Origin of the sequence: Streptomyces sp. NPDC002564 (assembly GCF_042889645.1) — a bacterium.
Taxonomy (GTDB): Bacteria; Actinomycetota; Actinomycetes; order Streptomycetales; family Streptomycetaceae; genus Streptomyces.
This window is the reverse complement of sequence record NZ_JBIARE010000001.1, coordinates 1,149,338-1,171,369: the sequence shown is the minus strand read 5'-3', so window position 1 is coordinate 1,171,369 and position 22,032 is coordinate 1,149,338. Positions and strand designations below refer to the sequence as shown.

Below are 22,032 nucleotides of genomic sequence, written 5' to 3'. Positions count from 1 at the left end.
TCACAGGTCCTTGAGCGCGACCGGCAGCGCCTCGGCGTACAGCACGCCGAGGCGCTGCGTGGCGCGGGTCAGCGCCACGTACAGGTCGCTGGTGCCGTACCGCGCCGGTTCGACGACCAGGACCGTGTCGAATTCCAGGCCCTTGGCCTGACGCGGGTCGATCAGGACGACCGGCCGCGTCAGGTCCGGGACCTGCCCGGCCGTCACTCCGGGCAGCCGTGCGGCGAGCTCCGGGTGGAGCTCGCGGGGGGCGATCACCGCCAGGCGGCCGTCCTCGCGCGCCTCGGCGGCCACCGCGTCCGCGACGGCGCGGGACAGGTCGTCGGCCCGCCGCGCCCAGGGCCGTACGCCCGTGGAACGCACCGAGCTCGGCGGCCGGAAGCCGGGCTGTTCGAGGCGGGGCACCTCGGCGGCCACGTCCATGATCTCCACGGGCGTGCGGTAGTTGACGCCGAGCCGGGTGTACTCCCAGCGGTCCTCGACGTACGGCCCGAGGATGCTCTCCCACGATCCGCAGCCGCCCGCCTCCGCGGTCTGCGCCGGGTCGCCGACGAGCGTCATGGAGCGGGTCGGGCAGCGCCGCATGAGCAGCCGCCAGGCCATCGCGGAGAGCTCCTGCGCCTCGTCGACGATGATGTGGCCGAACGCCCAGGTGCGGTCGGCTGCCGCGCGCTCGGCGGCGCTGCGGTGGTCGGCCTCCTCCTGCCGCTCGGCCATCCGCTCGGCGTCGATGATGTTGTGCGCGAGCAGGACCTCGGCGTCGTCCTCGTCCTTGTCCTCGAACTCGTACGTCCGCGAGGCGCGCGAGACGTCCAGGACGCCCTGGGCGTAGGCGATCTGCCGGGCCTGCTCGGCCTCGGCCGCCGCCCGTGCGGCGCTGTCGTCGTGGCCGAGCAGCTCGGCGGCCTCGTCGAGGAGCGGGACGTCGGCGGGCGTCCAGGGGGTGCCGTGCGGTCGCCGGATCGCGTCCGCGTCGGGTCCGGCCAGGCCCGTCGGGTCCGCGAGGAAGTCGGCGACGAAGCGCTCCGGGGTGAGCGTGGGCCACAGCTCCTCGATCGCGGCGTGCACCTCGGGGCTGGCCGCGATGGCCTTGCCGAGCTGGGCGATGTCGTCCGGGCCGAGGAAGTTCGGCCCGCCGTACGGGTCGTGGCCGATGCGCTCGGCGAGCTGCGCGGTGAGCGCGTCGATGATCCGGAAGGCGAAGTGCGGGCGCCCCAGGTTGTGCGGCACGTCGGCGGCGCGGGCCGCCTCGCGGGCCGCGTCGGCGATCGTCCAGTCCAGGATCAGGTCGCCGTCGTCGTGCGCGACGATCAGCGGCTCGCCGGGCTCGGGGGTGCGCTGGCGGTCGCGCACGGCGCGGGCGAGCACGTCCGCCAGCTCGGCCCGGCCCTTCACCTCGGCCGCCGCGGCGCTCTCGGTGCCGGTCGCGGTCACCCCGGGGAACAGCTCGCCGACCGTGGCGAGCAGCACGCCGGTCTCGCCGAGCGCGGGGAGCACCTCGCCGATGTAGCCGAGGAAGGCCGGGTTGGGGCCGACGACGAGGACGGCACGCTTGGCGAGCAGCTCGCGGTGGGCGTAGAGGAGGAAGGCGGCGCGGTGCAGCGCCACGACGGTCTTGCCGGTGCCGGGTCCGCCCTCGACGACGAGGACGCCGCGGTGCGGGGCGCGGATGATGCGGTCCTGCTCGGCCTGGATGGTCTGGACGATGTCGTGCATGCGGCCGGTGCGGGCCGAGTCGAGGGCGGCGAGCAGCACCTCGTCGGCGTCGGTGCCCTCGTGGCCGGTGCGGGTCGTGTCGGCGAGGTCGAGGATCTCGTCGTGCAGACCGGTGACCTCGCGGCCCTTGGTGGTGATGTGCCGGCGCCTGCGCAGGCCCATCGGGGTGTGGCCCGTCGCGAGATAGAAGGGACGGGCGACATCGGCCCGCCAGTCGATCACGAGCGGAGTGCGTTCGGTGTCGGACGCGCGGATTCCGATACGTCCGACGTGATGGTCGCGGCCGTCGCGGAATTCGAGCCTTCCGAAGCAGAGCCCGTTCTCCTCCGCGTTCAGGGCGGCGAGCACGCCGGACTGCTCCGCCACCATCACATCGCGCTCGAGGCGCGCCTGAAGACCGTTGCCGACCTGCGACAACGAGGCCTGCACGGCCGTCTTGGCCTCCTCGCGCAGCGCGTCCAGGCGCGCGTACAGCCCGGAGACGAATTGCTGCTCTTCACGCAATTCCTCGGTTGACAATTCAGCCCCTCGCCGGTTACAGTGCTCTTATTGAACTTCTCGTGAAGCCGCCCTGCTTGAATGTCAAGACGAATGGGCAGGGCTTCGCGAAAGAATCCAATATACGCAGAGAAATGCCCCGGACGTCAATTCGTCCGGGGCATTTCTCTTGTGGGCGCGCCCCGGCGTGCGGCGCTCCTCCCCCGCGGGGCGCCGTCCGCTCAGAGCACGTCGGCCAGGTCCGCGAGCAGCTTCCGCTTGGCGCGGGCGCCGACCAGCTGCAGCACCGGCTCACCGTTCCGGAACACGATCATGGTCGGCGCGGACAGCACCCGGTACGTGATCGCCGCCTGCGGACTGCGGTCGACGTCCAGCTGCACGATCTTCAGCCGCGCCGCCTCCTCGCGCGCCAGCTCGCTCAGCACGGGCGCCAGCTGCCGGCACGGCCCGCACCAGTCCGCCGTGAACTCCACCAGGACGGGCCGCTCCGCCTCCGCCAGCACCTCCCCCGCGAAATCCGCGTCCGTCACCTCGGCCACACCCGCCGCCTTCATCACGCCACTCCCCTCGTCCGTGTCATCCGTGTCATCAGGGTCATCAGGGTCATCCGGGTCATCCGGTCAGCTCGCACCGCGGCTCGGGGCCGCCGGGCAGCGCCGCCTCCGCGCGCGCGAGCTGCGCCCCGACCTGGTCCCGTACCGCGCTCAACTCCCCGATGAGAGAGTCGAGTTCGGCGAGCTTGCGGCGGTAGACGGCGAGCGACGCGGGGCAGGAGTCGCCCTCCGGATGGCCGGAGCGCAGACACTCCACGAACGGCCTGGTCTCCTCCAGGTCGAACCCGAAGTCCTGCAGGGTCCTGATCTGCCGGAGGAGCCGCACGTCGTCCTCGTCGTACGTGCGGTACCCGTTGCCCGTGCGCCGCGCGGGCAGCAGCCCGCGGGACTCGTAGTAGCGCAGCGTCCGCGTGGTCGTCCCCGCGCGCGCCGCGAGCTCGCCGATTCGCATGCCCCGACGGTAATCCTTGACGTGGGCGTCAAGGCCAGCGATTCCCGCCCGGCGCCGAACCGGCCCTCAGCCGAAGTCCAGCTCCCCGTAGCCCCGCCGGAACTCGCAGAAGCCCGCCTCCCCGGCCAGCAGCACCAGGCCGTCCCACAGCCGCCCGGCCGCCTCGCCGCGCGGCGCCGGGGACACCACGGGGCCGAAGAGCGCGCCCACGCCCTCGACGGCGAGCACCGGGGTGCCGACGTCCGGGCCGACCAGCGCGATGCCCGCGTCGTGCGAGGCGCGCACGGCGGGGTCGTACTCCGCGGTCATCGCCACGGACTCCAGGCCGGCGGGAAGCCCCGCGTCGGCGAGCGCGGCCCCGGTGCCCGCCCAGTCCCCGCGGACGTGGACGCGCTCGCCGAGGGCGTCGAAGTACCGGCCGAGCGCGTCGTTGCCGTACCGCTCGCGGACCGCCGCGCAGATGCGGCCCGGCGCCTTCATGTACTCGCCGTACAGCCCCTCGGGGTCCTCCGGGTCGACGGCGAGGTGCTTGTTCAGCTCGACCAGGCTCATCACCCGCCAGCGCACCTCGACGCGCCGCACCCGCTCGACCTCGCGCAGCCAGCGCGAGGTGATCCAGGTGTACGGGCAGACGGGGTCGAACCAGAAGTCGACGCCGACACCGGCGCCCGGACGGTCCGCCGGGTTGCTGACGCTCACTCAACCACCGTACGCCTTCGGAAAGTTGACGCACCACACCCATTGACGCGCCGCACGTCCACAACTACAAAACCAGCAACACCGTTCTGAGAGCGCTCTCACCGCCACACTCCCACCCCCACGGAGGTGCCTGATGAGCACGGTCCGCATCCCCCGCACGCCTCGCACACCCCGCGCCGTGCGCAGGACTCCCCTGCTCGCCGGCCTTGCCGCGCTCGGTCTCGCCGGGGCGCTGCTGCTGCCGGGATCGGCGCGCGGCGACGTGCCGCCGCCCGCGCCCGGCTGGTCGCTGAAGTGGAGCGACGACTTCAACGGCCCGGCGGGCAGCGCGCCCTCGTCGAAGAACTGGCAGGTCGACACCGGCCACAACTACCCCGGCGGGCCGCCGAACTGGGGCACGGGCGAGGTCCAGGAGTACACGAACTCCTCCGACAACCTGAGGGTCGACGGAGCGGGCAACCTGCGGATCACACCGCGCAGGAACACGGCGGGCAAGTGGACCTCCGCACGGATCGAGTCCCGCCGGAGCAACTTCAAGGCGCCGGCGGGCGGCACCCTCGCCATCGAGGGGCGCATCCGGATGCCGGACGTCACCGGTGACGCGGCGCTCGGCTACTGGCCGGCGTTCTGGGCGCTCGGCGCGCCCTACCGCGGCAACTACCAGAACTGGCCCTCCATCGGCGAGTTCGACGTCATGGAGAACGTGAACGGCATCAACGCCTTGTGGGGCGTGCTGCACTGCGGGGTGAACCCGGGCGGCGACTGCAACGAGTCCCAGGGCCTGGGCGCGAACCGGCCCTGCCCGGGCACCGCCTGCCAGGCCGGCTTCCACACGTACCGCTTCGAGTGGGACCGCTCGGTGACACCGAACCAGCTGCGCTGGTCCGTGGACGGGCAGCAGTTCCACACCCTGCGCCAGGACCGCTTCTCGGCACGGACGTGGTCCGACATGACGTCCCACCAGGGCTACTTCATCCTGCTGAACGTGGCGATGGGCGGCGGCTTCCCGAACGGCGTGGCCGGACGGACGACGCCGGTCGCGGCGACCCGCCCCGGTCACGCGATGGCGGTGGACTACGTGGCGGTGTGGACACGGCCCTAGGGGCTGCCCAGGGCCGCGCGGAGCCAATTGTCGGCCGCTCCCGGCGTGGGTTCCGGCGGGCCCGACGGGGGGCGGGTGACCTCGGCGGCGAGCTGCCAGTAGCGGTCGATGCGGGGTTCCGCGGCGAGCATGCGGCGCAGGACGCGGCGGAAGTCCGCCGTGTCGCGGCGGCTCAGTGAGGCGGCGTGCGCGGCGACGAAGCAGTCCAGCGCCTCGCCGGGGTGCGGGGCGCGGCCCGCCCGGATCCGGGCGGCGGCCAGGTCGTACGCCTCGGGGAGGGCCGCGTAGAGCAGGGCGGGGCGGTGGCCCTTGCCGGGCGCGTGCACGTCGGGCTGTCCGTGGTCGGCGCCCGCGCGGGGGCCCGCGACGAAGCAGGGGTCGGTGACGAAGTCCTGCAGCCGGGCCAGGGCGAGCACCTGGGCCGGGGTCGGGGCGTCCGGCGGGACGGGCACCGCACGGTCGACGACGGCCCGGGTCACCTTCGCCGGGAGCCGCGCGGGCAGCCAGCACCGCCAGAACCGCGCGAGGGCGGCCGTGCCGGGAGGGGTGGACAGGGCTCCGACCAGGCGCAGCCGTTCGGCGCGCTCCTCGGCGGTGCAGTCGGTGAGGAGCTGGAGGGCGGCCTCCCGCCAGCGCAGGGCGGTGAGCCGCGACCCGACCTCCTTCAGCTGCCCGGCGACGACGTCCGCGAGGTCGTCCTCGCCGTGCAGGACCCGGCCGACGTCGGGGACCGGCAGGTCGAGGGTGCGCAGGGAGCGGATGAGGCGGAGCCGGTCGAGCGCGTCGGGGCCGTAGCGGCGGTGGCCGCCGCCGCTGCGGGCGGACTCGGGCAGCAGGCCGCGGTCGCTGTAGAAGCGGACGGTCTTGACGGACACGCCCGCGCGTTCGGCGAGCTGTCCGATGCTCCACATGCCGTCGGGCCCCACGACTTGAACCTCCCTCAGGGGGAGTTCCTACGGTACCGGCGAGCGCGGGCGGCCCCTCGGGCCGGTCGCGGCGCATCCCGGTGGACGAGGAGGAGTCATGACGGCGTTCGTGCTGGTGTCAGGGGGATACACGGGTGGCTGGCTGTGGCGGGAGGTGGCCGCGGGGCTGCGGGCCGCGGGGGCGGAGGTGCATCCGGCGACGCTCACGGGGCTCGGCGACCGGCGCCATCTCGCGGGCCCCGGCGTCGACCTGGACACCCACATCGAGGACCTGGTCCAGTTGATCGACCACGTGGACGCGCCCGAGGTGGTGCTGGTCGGCTACTGCTACGGCATCTACCCGTCGGCGGGCGCGGCCGGCCGGCGCCCGGGCCGGGTCTCGCGCCTGGTGTACCTGGACTCGCCGATGCCGCAGGACGGCTACTCCATGATCGACCAGATCCGGGAGCAGATGCCGGACGGGCCCGCCCGCGACCGGGCGCTCCGCCAGCAGGAACGCGCCGAGGACGGCTGGCGCATCCCGGCGCCCACGCGGGCGGAGTGGCGGGCCCACGGGAATCTCGCGGGCGTCCCGGACGAGGCGCTCGACCGGCTCGCGCGCCTCGCCTCGCCCGCACCGGCCGGACCGTACGCGCAGCGCCTGCGGCTCTCGGCGGCGGTCGCCGCGCTGCCGATGACGGGTGTCTTCTGCACCACGGGCGGGACGATGGACATCGCCGCGCTCGAAGCGCTGGTGGCGTCGGGGCTGCCGCTCGTCCAGCACCTGGTGGACGAGCGCGCCACGTTCTTCGAACTGGCCACGGGTCACTGGCCGATGCTCTCCACCCCGGACGAGCTGACGGACGTCCTGCTGCGGGCTGCGGCGGGCGGGGGCCACCGGCTGGCGGGCCCCACGGCCGCGACCGCTCAGGACGCGACCGCTCAGGACGCGTCCGCCGCGGGCTCGTCGGCGACCTTGTCGTAGGTCAGGAAGATCGTGCCGCTGTCGAGCAGGACGGCGTCCGTGCGCACGTGCACGACCGGGTCGAAGGCGGTCCCGGCCGCGAACAGCGGCGTGCCCGAACCCAGTGTCAGCGGGGAGAGCTTGACGACCAGCCGGTCGATCTCGCCGCGCAGCACTCCGGCGAGCTCGCCGCCGCCGCAGAGCCAGATGTCCTTGCCGGCCTCGCGCTTGAGCTCCCTGACCTTCTCGACCGGGTCGGTGGCGACCAGTTCGACGCCCGCGTCGGGGCTCTCGGTGAGGGTGTGCGAGAACACCAGGTGCCGCAGGTGCGGGTAGGCGTTGGTCAGTCCGGCGTCCAGCCCGATCTGGTAGGTCCTGCGCCCTTCCAGGACCGTGTCGAAGCAGGTCCCCTCGGCGGTGATGCCGAGGGCGGCCCTGGCCGGGGCGGGCAGGGTCTCGGGGTACGTCCCGGCCAGGTGCCGCACGTAGTCCTCCGCGACCGGCCAGAACCCGTCGGGACCCGTCGGGTCGGCCCCGTCCGGCCCCGCGATGAAGCCGTCCAGGCTGACGGCGATGAAGTAGGTGAGCTTTCGCATGTGTCTCCTTGACCGACCTCGTCCGACGTGAGCCACGCCGTTCGTTGTACTCCGACTGAAGTGGTCAGAACGTAGTACTTCACCTGGAGTGGTGTCAACGGTTTTCCTGGTCCGGGTCCCGGACCGGCGCCCGGTGGCCGAACGCGCAGGCCGGGCCGCCCCGGTGCGGGGCGGCCCGGCCTGGGGGCTTCGGAGGTGTGCGGTGGATCAGTGCTGCGGCTGCGGCTGCGGCTCCCGCTTCGCCTCCGGGGACGGCTCCGTGCCGTCCGCCTCGGTGAGGTCCTGCCCGCCGCGGCCCTTGCGGGGCAGCAGCACCGCCACGAGCACCGTTCCGACGCCGAGGATGCCCGCGCCGATCAGGCTCGTGTGCGCCACCGCGTCGGAGAACGCGGAGCCGACCGCGTCCGCCATCCTGCCCGCGCCCTGCGCGAGCTGCTCGGCCTGGCCCTTGAGCTGGGCGGCCTGCTGCTGCGAACCGGCGTGCGCCGCCTTCTCCGCGGCCGCGCGCGCCTGGTCGCCGATGCCCTGCGCCACCGCGTACCCGGCGCCGACCGAGTCCTGCGCGGTCGCCAGCGTGCCGTCGGGCAGCTTCGTGCCGGAGGCCGAGGCCGCGTCCGCGAGCTTGGCGGAGTACGTGCTGGCGAGCACCGAGCCGAGGATGGCGATGCCGAGCGAGCCGCCGAGCTCCAGGGAGGTGTCGTTGACCGCGCCGCCGACGCCCAGTTCGGACTCGGGGAAGGCGCCCATGATGGCGTCCGTGCAGGGCGAGAGCGCGAGGCCGATGGCCAGGCCCAGGATGATCAGCGGGGCGACGAAGTCCCCGTACGAGGAGGACGCGTCCACCCGGGTCAGGAGCGCGAGCGCCACCGTGCCCGCGACCATGCCGGCCGACACCGTGATCTTCATGCCGACGCGCGGGGTCAGGAAGCCCGTCAGCGCCGAGCCGACGAAGACCGCGCCGGCCAGCGGCAGCATGCGCACGCCCGTCTCCAGCGGGTTGTAGCCGAGGACGAACTGCAGGTGCTGGGTCAGGTAGTAGAACGCGCCGAAGACGGCGAGGAAGAACAGCGCCACCGCGAGGTTCGAGCCCGCGAAGCGGCGGTTCAGGAAGCGGCGGACGTTCAGGATCGGGTGCGGGTGGCGCAGCTCCCAGGCGACGAAGGCCAGCAGACCCACGCCCGCGACGACCGCCGCCGAGATCGCCTTCGCGTCCCAGCCGAAGTGCGGGCCCTGGATGATCATGTAGACCAGCGCGCCGGTCCAGACGACGGACAGCAGCCCGCCGACGTAGTCGATCCGGTCGTGGTGCCCGGCCTTGGACGGCGGCACGAGGAGCAGCGCGCCGACGATGGCGACGGCGGCGATCGGCACGTTGATCAGGAAGGTCGACGCCCAGCCGTGGTTCTCCAGGAGGGCGCCCGCGACCAGCGGACCGGCCGCGATGGCGAGGCCCGCGGTGGCCGTCCACAGCACGATGGCCTTGGCCCGCTCCGCGCGCGGGAAGGTCGCGGCGAGCAGCGACAGCGTGGCCGGCATGATCATCGCCGCGCCGAAGCCCATGACGGCGCGGGCCGCGATGACCCCGCCCGAGCTGTCGACCAGCGAGCCCGCGACCGACCCCGCGCCGAAGACGACGAGGCCGAGGACCAGCGCGCCGCGCCGGCTGTACTTGTCGCCGATCGCGCCGAGCAGCAGCATCAGCGCGGCGTACGGGACGGTGTAGCCGTCGATGACCCACTGCAGGTCGGAGCTGGAGAGCCCGAGGTCCTTGGTCATGTCGGGGGCGGCGACGGTCAGTGCCGTGTTCGCCATCACGATGATCAAGAGACTCAGGCAGAGCACGAGCAGCGCCCACCAGCGCCGCGCGTACGGCTGCTTCATCTCCTCGACCGGTTGCTTCATGAGCAGAGCCACCGAAGCCTCACCCTTCCATGGTCCAGATATGTTCCTGCTTGTCCGGTGACCTTGCACAGCACTGTGCAATTACACACAAGTGTGCAACGTACGCCACTGCACAGCGCTGTGCAAAACGGGCAGGGGCACCGGGATGACCCACCGCGGCCGCGCGCCGGAATCCGCCCCCCGGCTCGCGTGCACAATGGAGCCCATGAGCCGAGCCGACGCCAACCGCCGCCGCATCCTGGAGGTGGCACTCGCCGAGCTGCTGCGCGATCCGGACGCGTCGATGGACCAGATCGCGCGGGCGGCGGGCGTGGTGCGCAGGACGGTGTACGGCCACTTCCCGAGCCGGGAGGCACTGATCGGCGCGCTCATCGACGGCGCGGTCGAGGCGGTCGCGGCGGCGCACGCCTCGGGGCGGGCCCGGTCGGACGACCCCGCCGAGTCGCTCGCCCACTCGATGGTCGCCGTCTGGGAGATCGCCGACGGCTACCGGCTGCTCGTCGCCCTCGCCCAGCGCAGCGTCGCGATGGAGGGCATCAGGCAGCGCCTCGCGCCGGTCCGCGAGCAGTGCGTGAACGTCCTCCAACTGGGCCTGGCCAAGGGCGAGTTCACCTCGACGCTGCCGCCCGCCGCGCTCGCGTACGTGCACGAGCAGCAGCTCTTCGGCCTCATGGAGGCGGTCAACGACGGGCTGCTCGACCCCCAGGACGCGGGGCTGGCCGCCGCGTCGACGGCCCTGATGTCGGCGGGCGTCCCGGTGGCGCGGGCCGAGGAGATCATCGCGGGTCTCTCCTGACCCGTACGCGCCCACCGCACCCGCGTACGCACCCGCACCCGCACCCGCACCCGCACCCGCACCCGGCGATCGACCGCACAGCCGACGCCCGCACGACCGACGCCCCCTCAGCCGACGCCCGCACAGCCGAAAGCGCCGCCCGCGACGCATGAGGGGGAAGTCCCATGCGTCACGGGCGGCGCCCGGCGGCCCCGTCGCGGGGGCCGTTCCACGGGGCGTGCGGGTCGACTGCGGATGACAGCCTCGGCCTGCGGCCCACGCCCGTGGTGGCTATACCTTCATCGGCTCCTTGCCGTCGCCGCGCTGCTCCGGCACGGCGTCCGCGTCGTGGCCGTCCGCGTCCCGGCCCTCGCCCGCTCCGGACGGCGCCCCGTGGCCGTCGTCCACCAGCGTGCGTTCGTCGAAGGGCAGCCGGCCCGCCAGGACCGCGTCGACCCGCTCCTTGTCGACCTCCTTGGTCCACGTGCCGATCAGCAGCGTGGCCACCGCGTTGCCCGCGAAGTTGGTGAGGGCACGCGCCTCGCTCATGAAGCGGTCGACGCCGATGATCAGGCCGACGCCGTCGACGAGGGCGGGCTTGTGCGACTGCAGTCCGCTCGCCAGGACCGCGATGCCCGAACCGGAGACGCCCGCCGCGCCCTTGGACGCGATCATCATGAAGAGCAGCAGGGAGATCTGCTCGCCCACGCCGAGCGGCTGGTGCATCGCCTCGGCGATGAAGAGCGACGACATGGTCAGGTAGATCATCGTGCCGTCGAGGTTGAAGGAGTACCCGGTCGGCACGGTGATGCCGACGACCGGGCGGCTGACCCCCAGGTGCTCCATCTTCGCGATGAGCCGCGGCAGCGCGGACTCGGACGAGGAGGTGGAGAGGATCAGCAGGAACTCGCGGCCCAGGTACTTCAGCAGCTTGAACAGATTGACCCCGGTCACCAGGCGCACCAGCGTGCCGAGCACGATGACGATGAACAGCGCGCAGGTGACGTAGAACCCGATCATGATCGTGGCGAGCGCCTTCAGGGCGTCGACGCCGGTCTCGCCGATGACGGCGGCCATCGCGCCGAACGCGCCCAGCGGGGCCGCCCACATGATCATGCCGAGGACCCGGAAGACCAGCTTCTGGATGTGCTCGATGCCGCGCAGCACCGGCTCGCCGGAGCGCCCCATGGCCTGCAGCGCGAAGCCCACGAGCAGCGCGACGAGCAGGGTCTGCAGGACCTCGCCCTCGGTGAAGGCGGAGACCAGCGTCTTGGGGATGATGCCGAGCGCGAAGTCGACGAGCCCCTTGTCCGCCTCGTCGGCCGCCGTGTGGCCCGCGCCCTTCTCGGACTCGGTGATGTCCATGCCCGAGCCCGGGTGCAGGATGTTGCCGACGACGAGGCCGATGGCCAGCGCGACGACGGACATCGCCACGAAGTAGGCGAGCGCCAGACCGCCGACCTTGCCGACCTTCGCGGCCTTGCGCACCGAGCCGACGCCGAGGACGATCGTGCAGAAGATGATCGGCGAGATCATCATCTTGATCAGATTCACGAAGCCGGTGCCGACCGGCTTGAGGTCCTTGGCGAAGTCGGGCCAGATGAAGCCGACGGCGATGCCGAGCAGGACGGCAGCGATCACGGCGATGTAGAGGTAGTGCGTGCGGTCCCGCTTGGCTGCGGGCTGCGCTTGTGGGTCGGCCGTGCTGGTCACGGGGCCCTCCTTGAACGACGACGTCGGCGTTTGCGCCTGCGGTGCGTGCGGCTCACGTCCTGGGCGATCCCGGTGACTATCTCCCTTCCTGTGAGGGCGGTCACCCTTGCGTTCATTTAGTTCGCACTTATACGAAGAGGCAGACTGGCACCATGTCCCGCACCCCTCTGGCCCGCCCGCGCCGACTGCCGCGCAGCCTGGCGGGCCAGCTCTTCGCGATGCAGATCGTGCTGGTCACGGTGGTCGTCGCCGGGTGCGCGCTCTTCACGTACCTGAGCGACAAGCACCAGGCGGAGGAGGGCGCGCGACGGCAGGCGACCGCGGCGGCCCGCGCGGTCGCGGACTCCCCCTCGGTACGGGAGGCCATCCGCGGCGACGACCCGTCCGCGCGCCTCCAGCCGTACGCGACGCGCGTGCAGCGCGACACCGGCGTCGACTTCGTCACGATCATGGACCCGCGCGGCATCCGCTGGACGCACCCCGACGAGCGCCGCATCGGCGAACGCTTCCTCGGCCACCGGGCGGACGCGCTGCGCGGCAGGACCTTCGCGGAGACGTACACGGGCACGCTCGGCCCTTCCGTACGGGTCGTCACGCCGGTCCGGGACGGCGCGCAGGCGGGCGAGGGCCGCATCGTCGGCCTGGTCAGCGCGGGCATCACCATCGAGGAGATCACCGCGAAGGCGCGCGGCCAGCTCGTCGCGCTGCTCGGCGTCGCGGCGGCGGCGCTCGTCCTCGGCGGCATCGGCACGTACGTCATCAACGCGCGCCTGCGCCGCAGTACGCACGGCATGAACGCCACCGAGCTCAGCCGCATGCACGACTATCACGAGGCGGCGCTGCACGCGGTGCGCGAGGGGCTGCTGATGCTCGACGGGCAGCGGCGGATCGCGCTCATCAATGACGGCGGGCGCGAGCTGCTCGGCGTGCCCGAGGGGCCCGTCATCGGCCGCAACGTCGCCGAGCTCGGGCTGCCCGCCCCGCTGACCGGCGCGCTGCTCGCCGCCGAGCCCCGGGTCGACGAGCTGCACCTGACCGCGGACCGCGTGGTGGTCGTCAACACCTCCCCCGTCACCGGCGGCGAGCGCCGCGGCACGGTGGTGACCCTGCGCGACCACACCGAACTCCAGGCGCTCGCCGGGGAACTGGACTCCGAACGCGGCTTCACGCGGGCCCTGCGCTCGCAGGCCCACGAGGCGGCGAACCGGCTCCACACGGTGGTCTCGCTCATCGAACTGGGCCGCGCGGACGAGGCCGTCGACTTCGCCACGGCGGAACTCGAGCTGGCCCAGGCGCTGACCGACCAGGTCGTGGCGGCCGTCAGCGAACCCGTCCTGGCGGCCCTGCTGCTCGGCAAGGCGGCGCAGGCCAACGAGCACGGCGTGGAGCTGGTGGTCTCCGCCGACAGCAGCATCGACGACGGCATGCTCCCGGACTCGCTGCCCGCCCGCGACCTGGTGACCGTCCTCGGCAACCTCATCGACAACGCGGTCGACGCGGCGCAGGGCTCCCCCGCGGCCCGCGTCACGGTGACGGCCCGCGCGGACGGGTCGGGCCTGCTCCTGCGGGTCCGCGACACCGGCCCGGGCGTCGACCCCGCGCAGCGCAAGGCGGTCTTCGAGCGCGGCTGGTCGACGAAGGCGCCGACGGGCCGCGGCCTGGGCCTCTCCCTGGTCCACCAGACGGTCACCCGCAACGGCGGCACCCTGACGGTCCGGGAATCCCCGGAGGGCGGGGCGGAGTTCGAGGTGATCCTGACGGTGACCCGACCGGAGGTCCCGGTCGGCCTCCGCCCCGGCGCGCCACCGCCGCCGGGGACACCGCCGCCGGAGACAAAGGACGGGGGCGAAGGGCGCTCCACGAGCACCGGCCCGGCCCCGGGTGACCGACCGGCCCCGGGTGACAGCCCGGCCCCGGGCGACCGACCGGCCCCGGGTGACAGAGACGAAAACGGAGGCGCCCAGTGATCCGCGTACTCGTAGTCGAGGACGACCCCGTCGCGGCGGACGCCCACGTCCTCTACGTCAACCGCGTCCCCGGCTTCGAGGCCATCGACCGCCCCGCCCACTCCGCCGCCGAGGCCCGCCGCGTCCTGGACCGCACCCCGGTCGACCTGATCCTCCTCGACCTGCACCTGCCCGACGGGCACGGGCTCCAGCTGGCCCGCGGCCTGCGCGCGGCCGGCCACCCCACGGACGTGATCGCGGTGACGTCCGCCCGCGACCTGGCGGTGGTCCGCGAGGGCGTCTCCCTCGGCGTCGTCCAGTACGTCCTGAAGCCCTTCACCTTCGCCACCCTGCGCGACCGCCTCACCCGCTACGCGGAGTTCCGCACCGCCGCCGCCGACGGCGAGGCCACCGGGCAGGACGAGGTGGACCGCGCGCTCGCCACCCTCCGCGCGCCGGGCCCCGCGGACCTGCCCAAGGGCCTCAGCGGCCCCACCCTGGACCGCGTGATCCACACCCTGCGCGCCGCCCCCGAGGGGCTGACCGCCACCGCGGCCGCCCAGTCGGCGGGCCTGTCCCGGATCACCGCGCGCCGCTACCTGGAGCACCTCGTCGACACGGCCCGCGCCGCCCGCAGCCCCCAGTACGGCCACGTCGGCCGCCCCGAACTGGTCTACCGCTGGCTCGTCCGGAGCGGCGACTGAACCCGCCCGGCGGTCCGCGGCGCCCACCCCGGACACCGCACCGGCACACCCCCCACAACAACGTTGTCACGTGGATGACAGGCATCGATGCACAGCCCCCGCAGGGGCATTGACCTTGCTCCGAGCACGCCCTTACGTTCACCGGGCAACCCGCGTTCCAGCTCCGCCTTGCAGCACCGCGTGGCAACCCGGCCGCGTCGGCCAAGAGGAGGTCGTGCCCGTGCGCCCCACCACCACCCCCCTGCTCCTCGCCGCCTCGACCCTGCTCGCCGCCGGCACCCTCACCGCGTGCGGCGGCGGTTCCGGCGACGACCCCGACACCGTGAAAATCTCCTTCAAGCAGTCCACGGACAACCAGATCAGGGTCATGGACACCTATCTGGCGGACATCAAGAAGCAGTTCGAGAAGGAGAACCCCGGCAAGAAGGTCAAGCTGGTGCCGATCAAGGCGCCGGACTCCGAGTACTACACGAAGCTGCAGCAGATGCTGCGCTCCCCCAAGACCGCGCCCGACCTGGTCTACGAGGACACCTTCCTCATCAACTCGGACATCACCAGCGGGTACTTGAAGCCCCTCGATCCGTATCTGGCCGCGTGGAAGGACTGGGACCAGTTCGTCGACACGGCCAAGACGGCGGCGAAGGCGGCCGACGGCAAGACGTACGGGGTGCCGGACGGCACGGACACCCGCGGCCTCTGGTTCAGCAGGGCCATCTTCAAGAAGGCGGGGCTGCCCGCGAACTGGCAGCCCAAGACCTGGGACGACGTCCTGGACGCGGCCCGTACCGTGAAGAAGAAGGTGCCCGGCGTCACCGCGCTGAACGTCTACACCGGCAAGCCCGCGGGCGAGGCCGCCTCGATGCAGGGCTTCGAGATGCTGGCGTACGGCACGGGCAAGGACCCGCTGTACGACCCGAAGGCGAAGAAGTGGGTCACCGGCAGCCAGGGGTTCAAGGACTCCCTCACGTTCGTGGAGACCGTCTACCGGGAGAAGCTCGGCCCGGACGTCTCGGACGCGCTCGACCCCAACTTCGCCACCCGCGTACGCGGTGAACTCCTGCCCGAGGACAAGCTGGCGATCAACCTCGACGGCTCGTGGCTGCCGCAGGACTGGGGCAAGGGCGCGGGCCACGAGTGGCCCGAGTGGTCGCGGAAGCTGGGCCTCGCGGCGATGCCGACCCAGCACGGCCAGGCCCCCGGCAAGGTGAGCATGTCCGGCGGCTGGACCTGGGCGGTCCCCGCCAAGGCGGACAACCCCGACCTGGCCTTCAAGTTCATCGAGACGATGCAGACCAAGGCCAACGCCAAGAAGTGGTACATCGCCAACTCCGGCATCGCGGTCCGCGAGGACGTCGCCGCCGACCCGTCGTACGTGAAGGCGCAGCCCGGCATCAAGTTCTTCACGGACCTGGTCGCCACGACGCACTACCGGCCCGCGTACCCCGCGTACCCGAAGGTCTCCACGGCGATCCAGGAGGCGATGGAGTCGGTGACGACGGGCGACAGCTCGGTGGAGAAGGCCGCGAGCGGCTACGACGAGGAGGTCGACTCGGCGACGGACGGCGAGGTCGTCGAGAAGTAGCGGCCCCTCACCTCCTGCCGTCCGTGGCCCCGCCACCTCCCCAGAGAGTGAGTGCCCGCACGTGACCACCACATCTCCCGCCGGCCCCGGCGGCGTCGTCAAGACGCCCCGGGGTCCGGCCGGCGGGCCGCCGGGCCCGCGCGCCCGCGCCCGCAGGGGCCTGCTCAGGGCCCTGCCCGTCTCCCCCGCCGTCGTCCTGCTGGCCCTCTTCCTGGCGGGCCCGATCGGCTACTGCGCGTACATCGCCTTCACCGACCTCCAGCTCACCGGCCAGGCCGAGTCGAGCTTCGTGGGGTTCGACAACTTCCGCGAGGCGTTCGGCGACGAACGGTTCCTGAACGCGGTCTGGCTCACGCTCGTCTTCACCGTCCTGTCCTCCCTGATCGGGCAGAACACCCTCGGCCTGGCCCTCGCCTCGCTCATGCAGCGCGCCTCCAAGCCGGTCCGCACCCTCACCGGCGCGATCGTGGTCACGGCCTGGGTGCTGCCGGAGGTCGTCGCGGGCTTCCTGCTGTACGCCTTCTTCCGCCGCGAAGGCACGCTGAACGCCGTCCTCGACTTCCTCCATCTGCCGTCCCAGAACTGGATGTTCACGCTGCCGATCCTCGCGGTGTCGTTCGCGAACGTCTGGCGCGGCACGGCCTTCTCGATGCTCGTCTACTCCGCCGCCCTCAACGAGATCCCCAAGGAGATCACCGAGGCCGCTCAGGTCGACGGCGCGAGCGGCTGGCGGCGCATGTGGCACATCACGCTGCCGATGATCCGCCGCTCGATCGGCACGAACCTCATGCTCAACACCCTCCAGACGCTCTCCGTGTTCGGTCTGATCTGGGTGATGACCCGCGGCGGCCCCGGCAACGACAGCCAGACGCTCCCGCTGTTCATGTACGAGCAGGCCTTCCAGAAGAGCATGATCGGCTACGGGACGGCCGTGGCGCTGCTGCTCCTCCTGGTCGGCTCGCTGTTCTCCCTCGTATACATGCGCCTGCTGCGTACGGAGGTCTGAGTGACCGTCGACAAGACTCCCCGCAGGCCGCGTTCGCGCCGGACCAGGCACCGGCTCGCGGCCGACGCGGGCCTGCTGGTGGTGGCCGCGGCGTTCGTGCTGCCGCTCGCCTGGGTGGTCCTCTCCTCCTTCGACCCGGAGGCGGACCTGCGGGTGCGGCTCCCCGACGGCCTCACCCTGGACAACTACGACAAGGTCCTGACCCCCGAGATCACCTTCACGCCGCTCCTGAACAGCCTGCTGCTCTGCGGCGGCGGCACCCTGCTCACGGTGGTCTGCGCGGCCCTCGCCGCCTATCCGCTGTCCCGCTACCGCTCCCGCCTGAACCGCCCGTTCATGCTGACGATCCTCTTCGCGACGAGCCTGCCGATCACGGCGATCATGGTTCCGGTGTACGCCCTCTTCGTGCAGGTCGACCTGATCGACACGATGCAGGGCACGATCTTCTTCTTCGCCGCCTCCCAACTCCCGTTCGCCATCTGGCTGATGAAGAACTTCATGGACGGGGTACCGAAGGAACTGGAGGAGGCCGCGTGGACGGACGGCGCGTCGTCCTTCCAGTCCCTGCTGCGGATCGTGCTCCCGCTGATGGGCCCCGGCGTGGCCGTGGTGACCGTCTTCTCCTTCGTCATGATGTGGGGGAACTTCTTCGTCCCCTTCATGCTCCTGCTCACCCCGGAGCAGATGCCCGCCTCGGTCAGCATCAACGACTTCTTCGGCAACAAGGGGACGGTGGTCTACGGCCAGCTCGCCGCGTTCTCGATCCTCTACTCGACGCCGGTGATCCTGCTGTACGTCCTGATCTCCCGGAAGCTCGGCGGCGGCTTCGCGCTCGGCGGCGCGGTGAAGGGCTGAGGGAGGTCGGGGAGGACCGGAGGAGACCGGACGGGGGCGCTGCTTTCGGACACAGAACTGTGACATGAGTTCGCGGCGATACGTCCCCGGCGCCCCTTTCATGACCACACATCTCCCTGGTATCGGGCCCCGCTCCGCACTAGCGTGCTGAGCTCGCGCCATCTCCCACCTGCCAGGAGCCGACAGTGAACCGCCCTCTCCGCCTCGCCACGGCCGCGCTCACCGCGTCCGCAGCCCTGCTGCTGACGTCGTGCGGCAGCGACGACAAGCCGAAGGACGACGACAAGATCGCCGGAGCGGAACAGGGTGACGAGAAGTCGACCCCGCCGAGCGAGCCCGCGAAGGCGGCGGCGGACCGGCCGGAGATCGAGCTGCCGTCGGATGTGTCGTTCGACTTCCAGTGGCCGAAGACCGGCGACAAGACGAAGGACGCGGTCCTCGCCGACCGGCAACAGGCCATCCAGACGGTGGACATGGCCATCGCCGATCAGGAGCCGGCCAGCAAGGCCATGCGCTTCTACCACGAGGGTGACGCGGCGGCCGGCGCGCAGAAATACATCCAGGCCTATGTGAAGGCACAGGCGCGCACCACCGGCGCCTATCGCTACTACGCCGCGACCGTCACGGCCGAAGGCAGCAGTGCGGGCCTCACGTACTGCGAGGACCAGGGCAAGGTCTTCGACAAGTACCTCAAGAAGGACAAGGTCGACAAGTCGCCCGCCACGAAGAACAGCTACGTGCTCTACGCGGCCAAGCTCCGCAAGAACGACGCGGGCGTCTGGGTGACCACTGAACTGAACGCGACTCGGGGGAGCGACACATGCCAACCATGAAGCACAGGTCGGCCGCGCTGGCCACGGCTGCGGCCCTCGGATGCGTGATGCTGTCCGCTGGACCGGCCACGGCCGAGAAGGGCATCGGCGGCGGAACGCCGGGCGCCACACCGGCCGTGTCCGGCGACGAACAGGACGGCACCCTGCTCGCCACCGCCGGCGGCATCAGCTACGACGACTCCAAGAACGGCTCGGGCCCCAAGGCGGGCCCCATCGCCCCCGCGGGCGACTACAGCCCGCCGCCCTGCTGGTACGGCCCGACGTACACGCCCGCCCAGTTCAAGAAGGAGCGCGAGGCGGTGTGGGCCGTCGACTCCACGGGCCACCAGTGGGACCTGGAGCAGCGCAAGCGGTACGTCGAGGGCGAGCCGTACAAGGACTTCAACATGGACAAGGCCGGGAAGGGCTACTGGTGGACGTCGTTCCCCAACAAGTCCTATCCGCCCGGCTGGGACAAGTGCACCAAGGAGACCTTCTGGGTCGACACGGGCGACCCGCCGCCCGCCGACGTGCCGGAGGCGATCGACCCCGAGATCCTGGCGAAGCTCGCCTACGCCCGGATCCGCGTACCCGGCACGAAGGTGTCCCTCGCCCCCGAGGCGGCGACGAAGGTGAACCTGCCGACGTGGGCGTGGCTGGACGGCGCGGAGTTCAAGCCGGTGTCGGTCACGGCGAGGGTCGACGTGCTCGGCATCGAGGCGACGACGACCGCCGAACCCGTCTCCCTCAAAATAGACCCCGGCACCGCGGACGCGGAGACCTTCCCCGCGGACGGCGTCTGCGAGATCGTGGACGGCAGGATCGGCCGCCCGTACGCCAAGGGCAACGCCAAGGAGACCCCGCCCTGCGGCGTGAAGTACCTGCGCTCGTCGGGCGACGGCTCGTACCCGCTGAAGGCCACGGTCACCTGGAAGGTGCACTGGACGGGCACCGGGGTGAACGGCGAACAGGCCCTGCCGGACGGCGAGTTCGGGGCCGAGCAGGACGTGGTGGTGGAAGAGGTGCAGTCCGTCAACCGCTAGCACGGCGAGGACCGCAAGAACGCCGGGAACGCCGGGAACGCCGAGGGGGAACACCGTGCAGGGGCGCCTGCTGAACGGCCGGTACGAGCTGCTCGCGCCGATCGGCGCGGGCGGCATGGGCCAGGTCTGGCGGGCCCGTGACCGCAGCCTGGGCCGCGAGGTCGCGGTCAAGCTCCTCGTACCCGGGACGCCGGCGGGCGGGGCGGAGCGGCCGGAGCTCCTCGCCCGCTTCCGTCAGGAGGCACGCGCCGCGGCCGCCCTGGACAGCCCGCACATCGTCGCCGTCCACGACCACGGCGAGGACGAGGGCACCCCGTACCTGGTGATGTCCCTGGTCCAGGGCCGTTCCCTCGACGAGGTGCTCCGCGAGGAGGGCCGGGTCGCGGTGGCGGACGCGCTGCGCTGGGCGGCGGACGTGTGCCGCGCCCTGGACGTGGCGCACGCGGCGGGGATCGTGCACCGCGACATCAAGCCCGGCAACGTGATGATCGCGCGGGACGGCACCGCGAAGGTCGTCGACTTCGGCATCGCGACGTTCATGGAACGGGCGGTGGGTGACGCGCGGCTGACGCGGACGGGGCAGCTGCCGTTCGGGAGCGTGCCGTATCTGGCGCCGGAACGGTTCCGCCAGGAGGCGGGGGACGGCCGCACCGATCTGTACGCGCTGGGCTGCGTCCTGTACGAACTCCTCGTCGGCAGGCCCCCGTTCACGGGGTCGGCGGTCGGCGTCATGTACCACCACGTCAACGACGCGCCGCTGCGGCCGGGGGCGGCGCGTCCCGAGGTGCCGGAGCCGGTGGAGCGCCTCGTCCTCGACCTGCTGGCGAAGGACCCGGCGGACCGCCCCGCGGACGCGGCGACGGCGCTGGCCCGGATCGGGGCGGCAGCCGCGGGGACGACGCCACCGGTACGCACACCGCACCGCCCGGACGCGGGCACCGCCCCCGAGCCGGAGGTCACCAGGACCACCGCTCCGGTGGCCCTCGCGAAGACGGCCACGTCGCCGCAGGCCCCGCGTTCCCGAAGACGCCGCCTGCTCCTGACCGTCGCCCTGCTCGTCGCGGCCGGCGTCCCCACCGGCATCGGCATCCAGGCGCTGGGCACGACCGGCGACGGCGGATCCGCCGCCTCCCCCGAGATCGTCTACAAGATAGGCGTGGCACACAGCTACCGGCACGTGGGCGCGGGCACGACCCCCGACACGGACGAGAAGTCGGAGTACGACCAGTTCACGACGCAGCAGCGGCGCACCGTCGCGTCGGCCTTCGAGGAGACGCTCGGCGCGCGGGGCAGCAGCCGCTTCCGTGTCGTACCGGTGACCGCGGACCCGGACGTCAGCTCGCGCGAGCTGCTGGCGAAGCACCCGGACCTGCTCGCCGTCATCGGGGACACGGTGGACTTCTCGTGGGTGCACGACACGGACGAGGCGTTCCTGCCCGAGATCAGCACGTGCACCGAATACGCCCACCCGGACGGCGCGTTCGCCCTTCCGGCGGACGACGCGCGCCAGGGCGAGGCGATGGCCCGTTACCTCCGCGCCGAGACGGGGGCGCGCCGGGTGCTGGTGGCCGAGGACAAGCTGTGGGTGGACCGCGCGGACGGCATCGCCACCGGCCTGCGCAAGGGCGGCGTCACGGCCGAGGCGCTGGACGACGACCCCGACAAGGTGACGGCGGCGCGGATCCCCGGGCTGGTGACGGCGGCACGGGCGGACGCGGTGGTGGTGCCGACCGGGACGTCGGTGCGGACGTGGACGAGGGCGCTGGAGGCCGACGGCTTCGGCGGACCCGTCCTCACCCAGGGCGACGCGGAGGGCGCCTGCGCCGACTCCGAGGACGGCGCGGCGGCGACGTCACGTGACAAGGGCGTCCCCGACGGCGTCGTACGCACCCGCAACCACGCGGGCGAGCCCGACGCGAACCTGCCGGCGCACGGCAACAAGGAGCTGTACGACGGCGCGACGGCCCTGGCGGCGGCCCTGAAGAAACTCCCCGCCGACGCCTCCCCCGCCTCCCTGCGCCACACCCTGGACCGCGAGATCCAGCACGTCTCGGTGAACGGCACGCTCCACGAACTCTCCTTCGACACCCGCCGCTCGGCCCGCGACTGGCCCGTCTGGCTCGACCGCAGAGACGACGACCACTGGACGCAACTGGGCACGGTGACCAACACGTTCGAGCCCGCGAAGCACTAGCCCGCATTCGCCTGC

At 72.3% G+C, this 22,032-nt stretch carries 18 protein-coding genes and 1 pseudogene; 11 read left to right on the top strand and 8 right to left on the bottom strand.

All coding sequences use genetic code 11. The features are described 5' to 3' along the window. The 4 genes from ACFYXE_RS05460 to ACFYXE_RS05445 all read right to left on the bottom strand — a co-directional run bounded on the left by ACFYXE_RS05460 (position 1) and on the right by ACFYXE_RS05445 (position 3,918). Positions 1 to 2,235 carry a HelD family protein gene (locus tag ACFYXE_RS05460; protein WP_389309032.1) on the bottom strand — a complete coding sequence of 745 codons (2,235 nt, stop codon included), beginning with the start codon at positions 2,233 to 2,235 and terminating at the stop codon, positions 1 to 3. A gap of 200 nt (positions 2,236 to 2,435) precedes the next feature. After that, positions 2,436 to 2,771 carry a thioredoxin family protein gene (locus ACFYXE_RS05455; RefSeq protein WP_389309031.1) on the bottom strand — a complete coding sequence of 112 codons (336 nt, stop codon included), beginning with the start codon at positions 2,769 to 2,771 and terminating at the stop codon, positions 2,436 to 2,438. 55 nt (positions 2,772 to 2,826) lie between these two features. Then, a complete protein-coding gene (locus ACFYXE_RS05450) occupies positions 2,827 to 3,219 on the bottom strand; it encodes a MerR family transcriptional regulator (RefSeq protein ID WP_389309029.1) in 393 nt (130 codons plus the stop codon). A 66-nt stretch (positions 3,220 to 3,285) separates the two neighbouring features. Further along, positions 3,286 to 3,918, bottom strand: a complete 633-nt coding sequence (locus tag ACFYXE_RS05445) for a disulfide bond formation protein DsbA (protein WP_389309027.1) — start codon at positions 3,916 to 3,918, stop codon at positions 3,286 to 3,288. Positions 3,919 to 4,051: 133 nt separating this feature from the next. Between ACFYXE_RS05445 and ACFYXE_RS05440 the strand changes: the two are divergent. Next, a pseudogene (locus tag ACFYXE_RS05440) lies at positions 4,052 to 5,014 on the top strand (glycoside hydrolase family 16 protein); the annotation flags it as partial. 2 nt (positions 5,015 to 5,016) lie between these two features. Here ACFYXE_RS05440 and ACFYXE_RS05435 read toward each other — a convergent pair. Then, positions 5,017 to 5,946, bottom strand: coding sequence for a MerR family transcriptional regulator (locus ACFYXE_RS05435; protein ID WP_389309025.1), 930 nt, complete (start codon positions 5,944 to 5,946; stop codon positions 5,017 to 5,019). A gap of 97 nt (positions 5,947 to 6,043) precedes the next feature. Here ACFYXE_RS05435 and ACFYXE_RS05430 point away from each other — a divergent pair, with 97 nt between their 5' ends. Beyond that, positions 6,044 to 6,910, top strand: a complete 867-nt coding sequence (locus ACFYXE_RS05430; RefSeq protein WP_389309023.1) for an alpha/beta fold hydrolase — start codon at positions 6,044 to 6,046, stop codon at positions 6,908 to 6,910. On the opposite strand, the gene ACFYXE_RS05425 is transcribed toward ACFYXE_RS05430, so the two are convergent. Together ACFYXE_RS05425 and ACFYXE_RS05420 are read right to left on the bottom strand one after the other, a co-directional pair. Beyond that, positions 6,868 to 7,485 carry a dihydrofolate reductase family protein gene (locus ACFYXE_RS05425; RefSeq protein ID WP_389309021.1) on the bottom strand — a complete coding sequence of 206 codons (618 nt, stop codon included), beginning with the start codon at positions 7,483 to 7,485 and terminating at the stop codon, positions 6,868 to 6,870. The genes ACFYXE_RS05430 and ACFYXE_RS05425 overlap by 43 nt on opposite strands. A 207-nt stretch (positions 7,486 to 7,692) precedes the next feature. Then, positions 7,693 to 9,387, bottom strand: coding sequence for an MFS transporter (locus tag ACFYXE_RS05420; protein WP_389309561.1), 1,695 nt, complete (start codon positions 9,385 to 9,387; stop codon positions 7,693 to 7,695). A 196-nt stretch (positions 9,388 to 9,583) separates the two neighbouring features. On the opposite strand from ACFYXE_RS05420, the gene ACFYXE_RS05415 reads away from it, so the two are divergent. Continuing rightward, positions 9,584 to 10,183, top strand: a complete 600-nt coding sequence (locus ACFYXE_RS05415; RefSeq protein ID WP_389309019.1) for a TetR/AcrR family transcriptional regulator — start codon at positions 9,584 to 9,586, stop codon at positions 10,181 to 10,183. Between the two features lie 270 nt (positions 10,184 to 10,453). On the opposite strand, the gene ACFYXE_RS05410 is transcribed toward ACFYXE_RS05415, so the two are convergent. Beyond that, positions 10,454 to 11,875 (bottom strand): cation:dicarboxylate symporter family transporter, encoded by a 1,422-nt coding sequence (locus ACFYXE_RS05410; protein ID WP_389309017.1) that lies wholly within the window; start codon positions 11,873 to 11,875, stop codon positions 10,454 to 10,456. A 152-nt stretch (positions 11,876 to 12,027) separates the two neighbouring features. Here ACFYXE_RS05410 and ACFYXE_RS05405 point away from each other — a divergent pair, with 152 nt between their 5' ends. The 8 genes from ACFYXE_RS05405 to ACFYXE_RS05370 all read left to right on the top strand — a co-directional run bounded on the left by ACFYXE_RS05405 (position 12,028) and on the right by ACFYXE_RS05370 (position 22,017). Next, the gene (locus ACFYXE_RS05405; protein ID WP_389309015.1) at positions 12,028 to 13,842 is read left to right on the top strand and encodes an ATP-binding protein; all 1,815 of its coding nucleotides are present in this window, start codon (positions 12,028 to 12,030) and stop codon (positions 13,840 to 13,842) included. Next, entirely contained in the window at positions 13,839 to 14,525 is a 687-nt protein-coding gene (locus ACFYXE_RS05400; RefSeq protein ID WP_361179313.1) for a response regulator, read from the top strand. The genes ACFYXE_RS05405 and ACFYXE_RS05400 overlap by 4 nt, the downstream gene beginning before the upstream one ends. 214 nt (positions 14,526 to 14,739) lie before the next feature. After that, positions 14,740 to 16,107, top strand: coding sequence for an extracellular solute-binding protein (locus ACFYXE_RS05395; protein ID WP_389309012.1), 1,368 nt, complete (start codon positions 14,740 to 14,742; stop codon positions 16,105 to 16,107). Between the two features lie 61 nt (positions 16,108 to 16,168). After that, on the top strand, positions 16,169 to 17,113 hold the full coding sequence (locus ACFYXE_RS05390) for a carbohydrate ABC transporter permease (protein ID WP_389309010.1): 945 nt from the start codon (positions 16,169 to 16,171) through the stop codon (positions 17,111 to 17,113). Beyond that, the gene (locus ACFYXE_RS05385) at positions 17,114 to 17,968 is read left to right on the top strand and encodes a carbohydrate ABC transporter permease (protein WP_389309008.1); all 855 of its coding nucleotides are present in this window, start codon (positions 17,114 to 17,116) and stop codon (positions 17,966 to 17,968) included. Between the two features lie 185 nt (positions 17,969 to 18,153). Beyond that, positions 18,154 to 18,801, top strand: coding sequence for a hypothetical protein (locus tag ACFYXE_RS05380; RefSeq protein ID WP_389309006.1), 648 nt, complete (start codon positions 18,154 to 18,156; stop codon positions 18,799 to 18,801). Beyond that, on the top strand, positions 18,789 to 19,823 hold the full coding sequence (locus ACFYXE_RS05375; protein ID WP_389309005.1) for a hypothetical protein: 1,035 nt from the start codon (positions 18,789 to 18,791) through the stop codon (positions 19,821 to 19,823). The genes ACFYXE_RS05380 and ACFYXE_RS05375 overlap by 13 nt, the downstream gene beginning before the upstream one ends. A 55-nt stretch (positions 19,824 to 19,878) precedes the next feature. Further along, a complete protein-coding gene (locus ACFYXE_RS05370) occupies positions 19,879 to 22,017 on the top strand; it encodes a protein kinase (RefSeq protein ID WP_389309003.1) in 2,139 nt (712 codons plus the stop codon). Positions 22,018 to 22,032: the final 15 nt, after the last annotated feature.

Bases quoted from the DNA above. Each gene is read 5' to 3' on its own strand.
- ACFYXE_RS05450 (WP_389309029.1), bottom strand. From the start codon at position 3,219: ATGCGAATCGGCGAGCTCGCGGCGCGCGCGGGGACGACCACGCGGACG.
- ACFYXE_RS05430 (WP_389309023.1), top strand. From the start codon at position 6,044: ATGACGGCGTTCGTGCTGGTGTCAGGGGGATACACGGGTGGCTGGCTG.
- ACFYXE_RS05425 (WP_389309021.1), bottom strand. From the start codon at position 7,485: ATGCGAAAGCTCACCTACTTCATCGCCGTCAGCCTGGACGGCTTCATC.
- ACFYXE_RS05420 (WP_389309561.1), bottom strand. From the start codon at position 9,387: ATGAAGCAACCGGTCGAGGAGATGAAGCAGCCGTACGCGCGGCGCTGG.
- ACFYXE_RS05415 (WP_389309019.1), top strand. From the start codon at position 9,584: ATGGAGCCCATGAGCCGAGCCGACGCCAACCGCCGCCGCATCCTGGAG.
- ACFYXE_RS05405 (WP_389309015.1), top strand. From the start codon at position 12,028: ATGTCCCGCACCCCTCTGGCCCGCCCGCGCCGACTGCCGCGCAGCCTG.
- ACFYXE_RS05375 (WP_389309005.1), top strand. From the start codon at position 18,789: ATGCCAACCATGAAGCACAGGTCGGCCGCGCTGGCCACGGCTGCGGCC.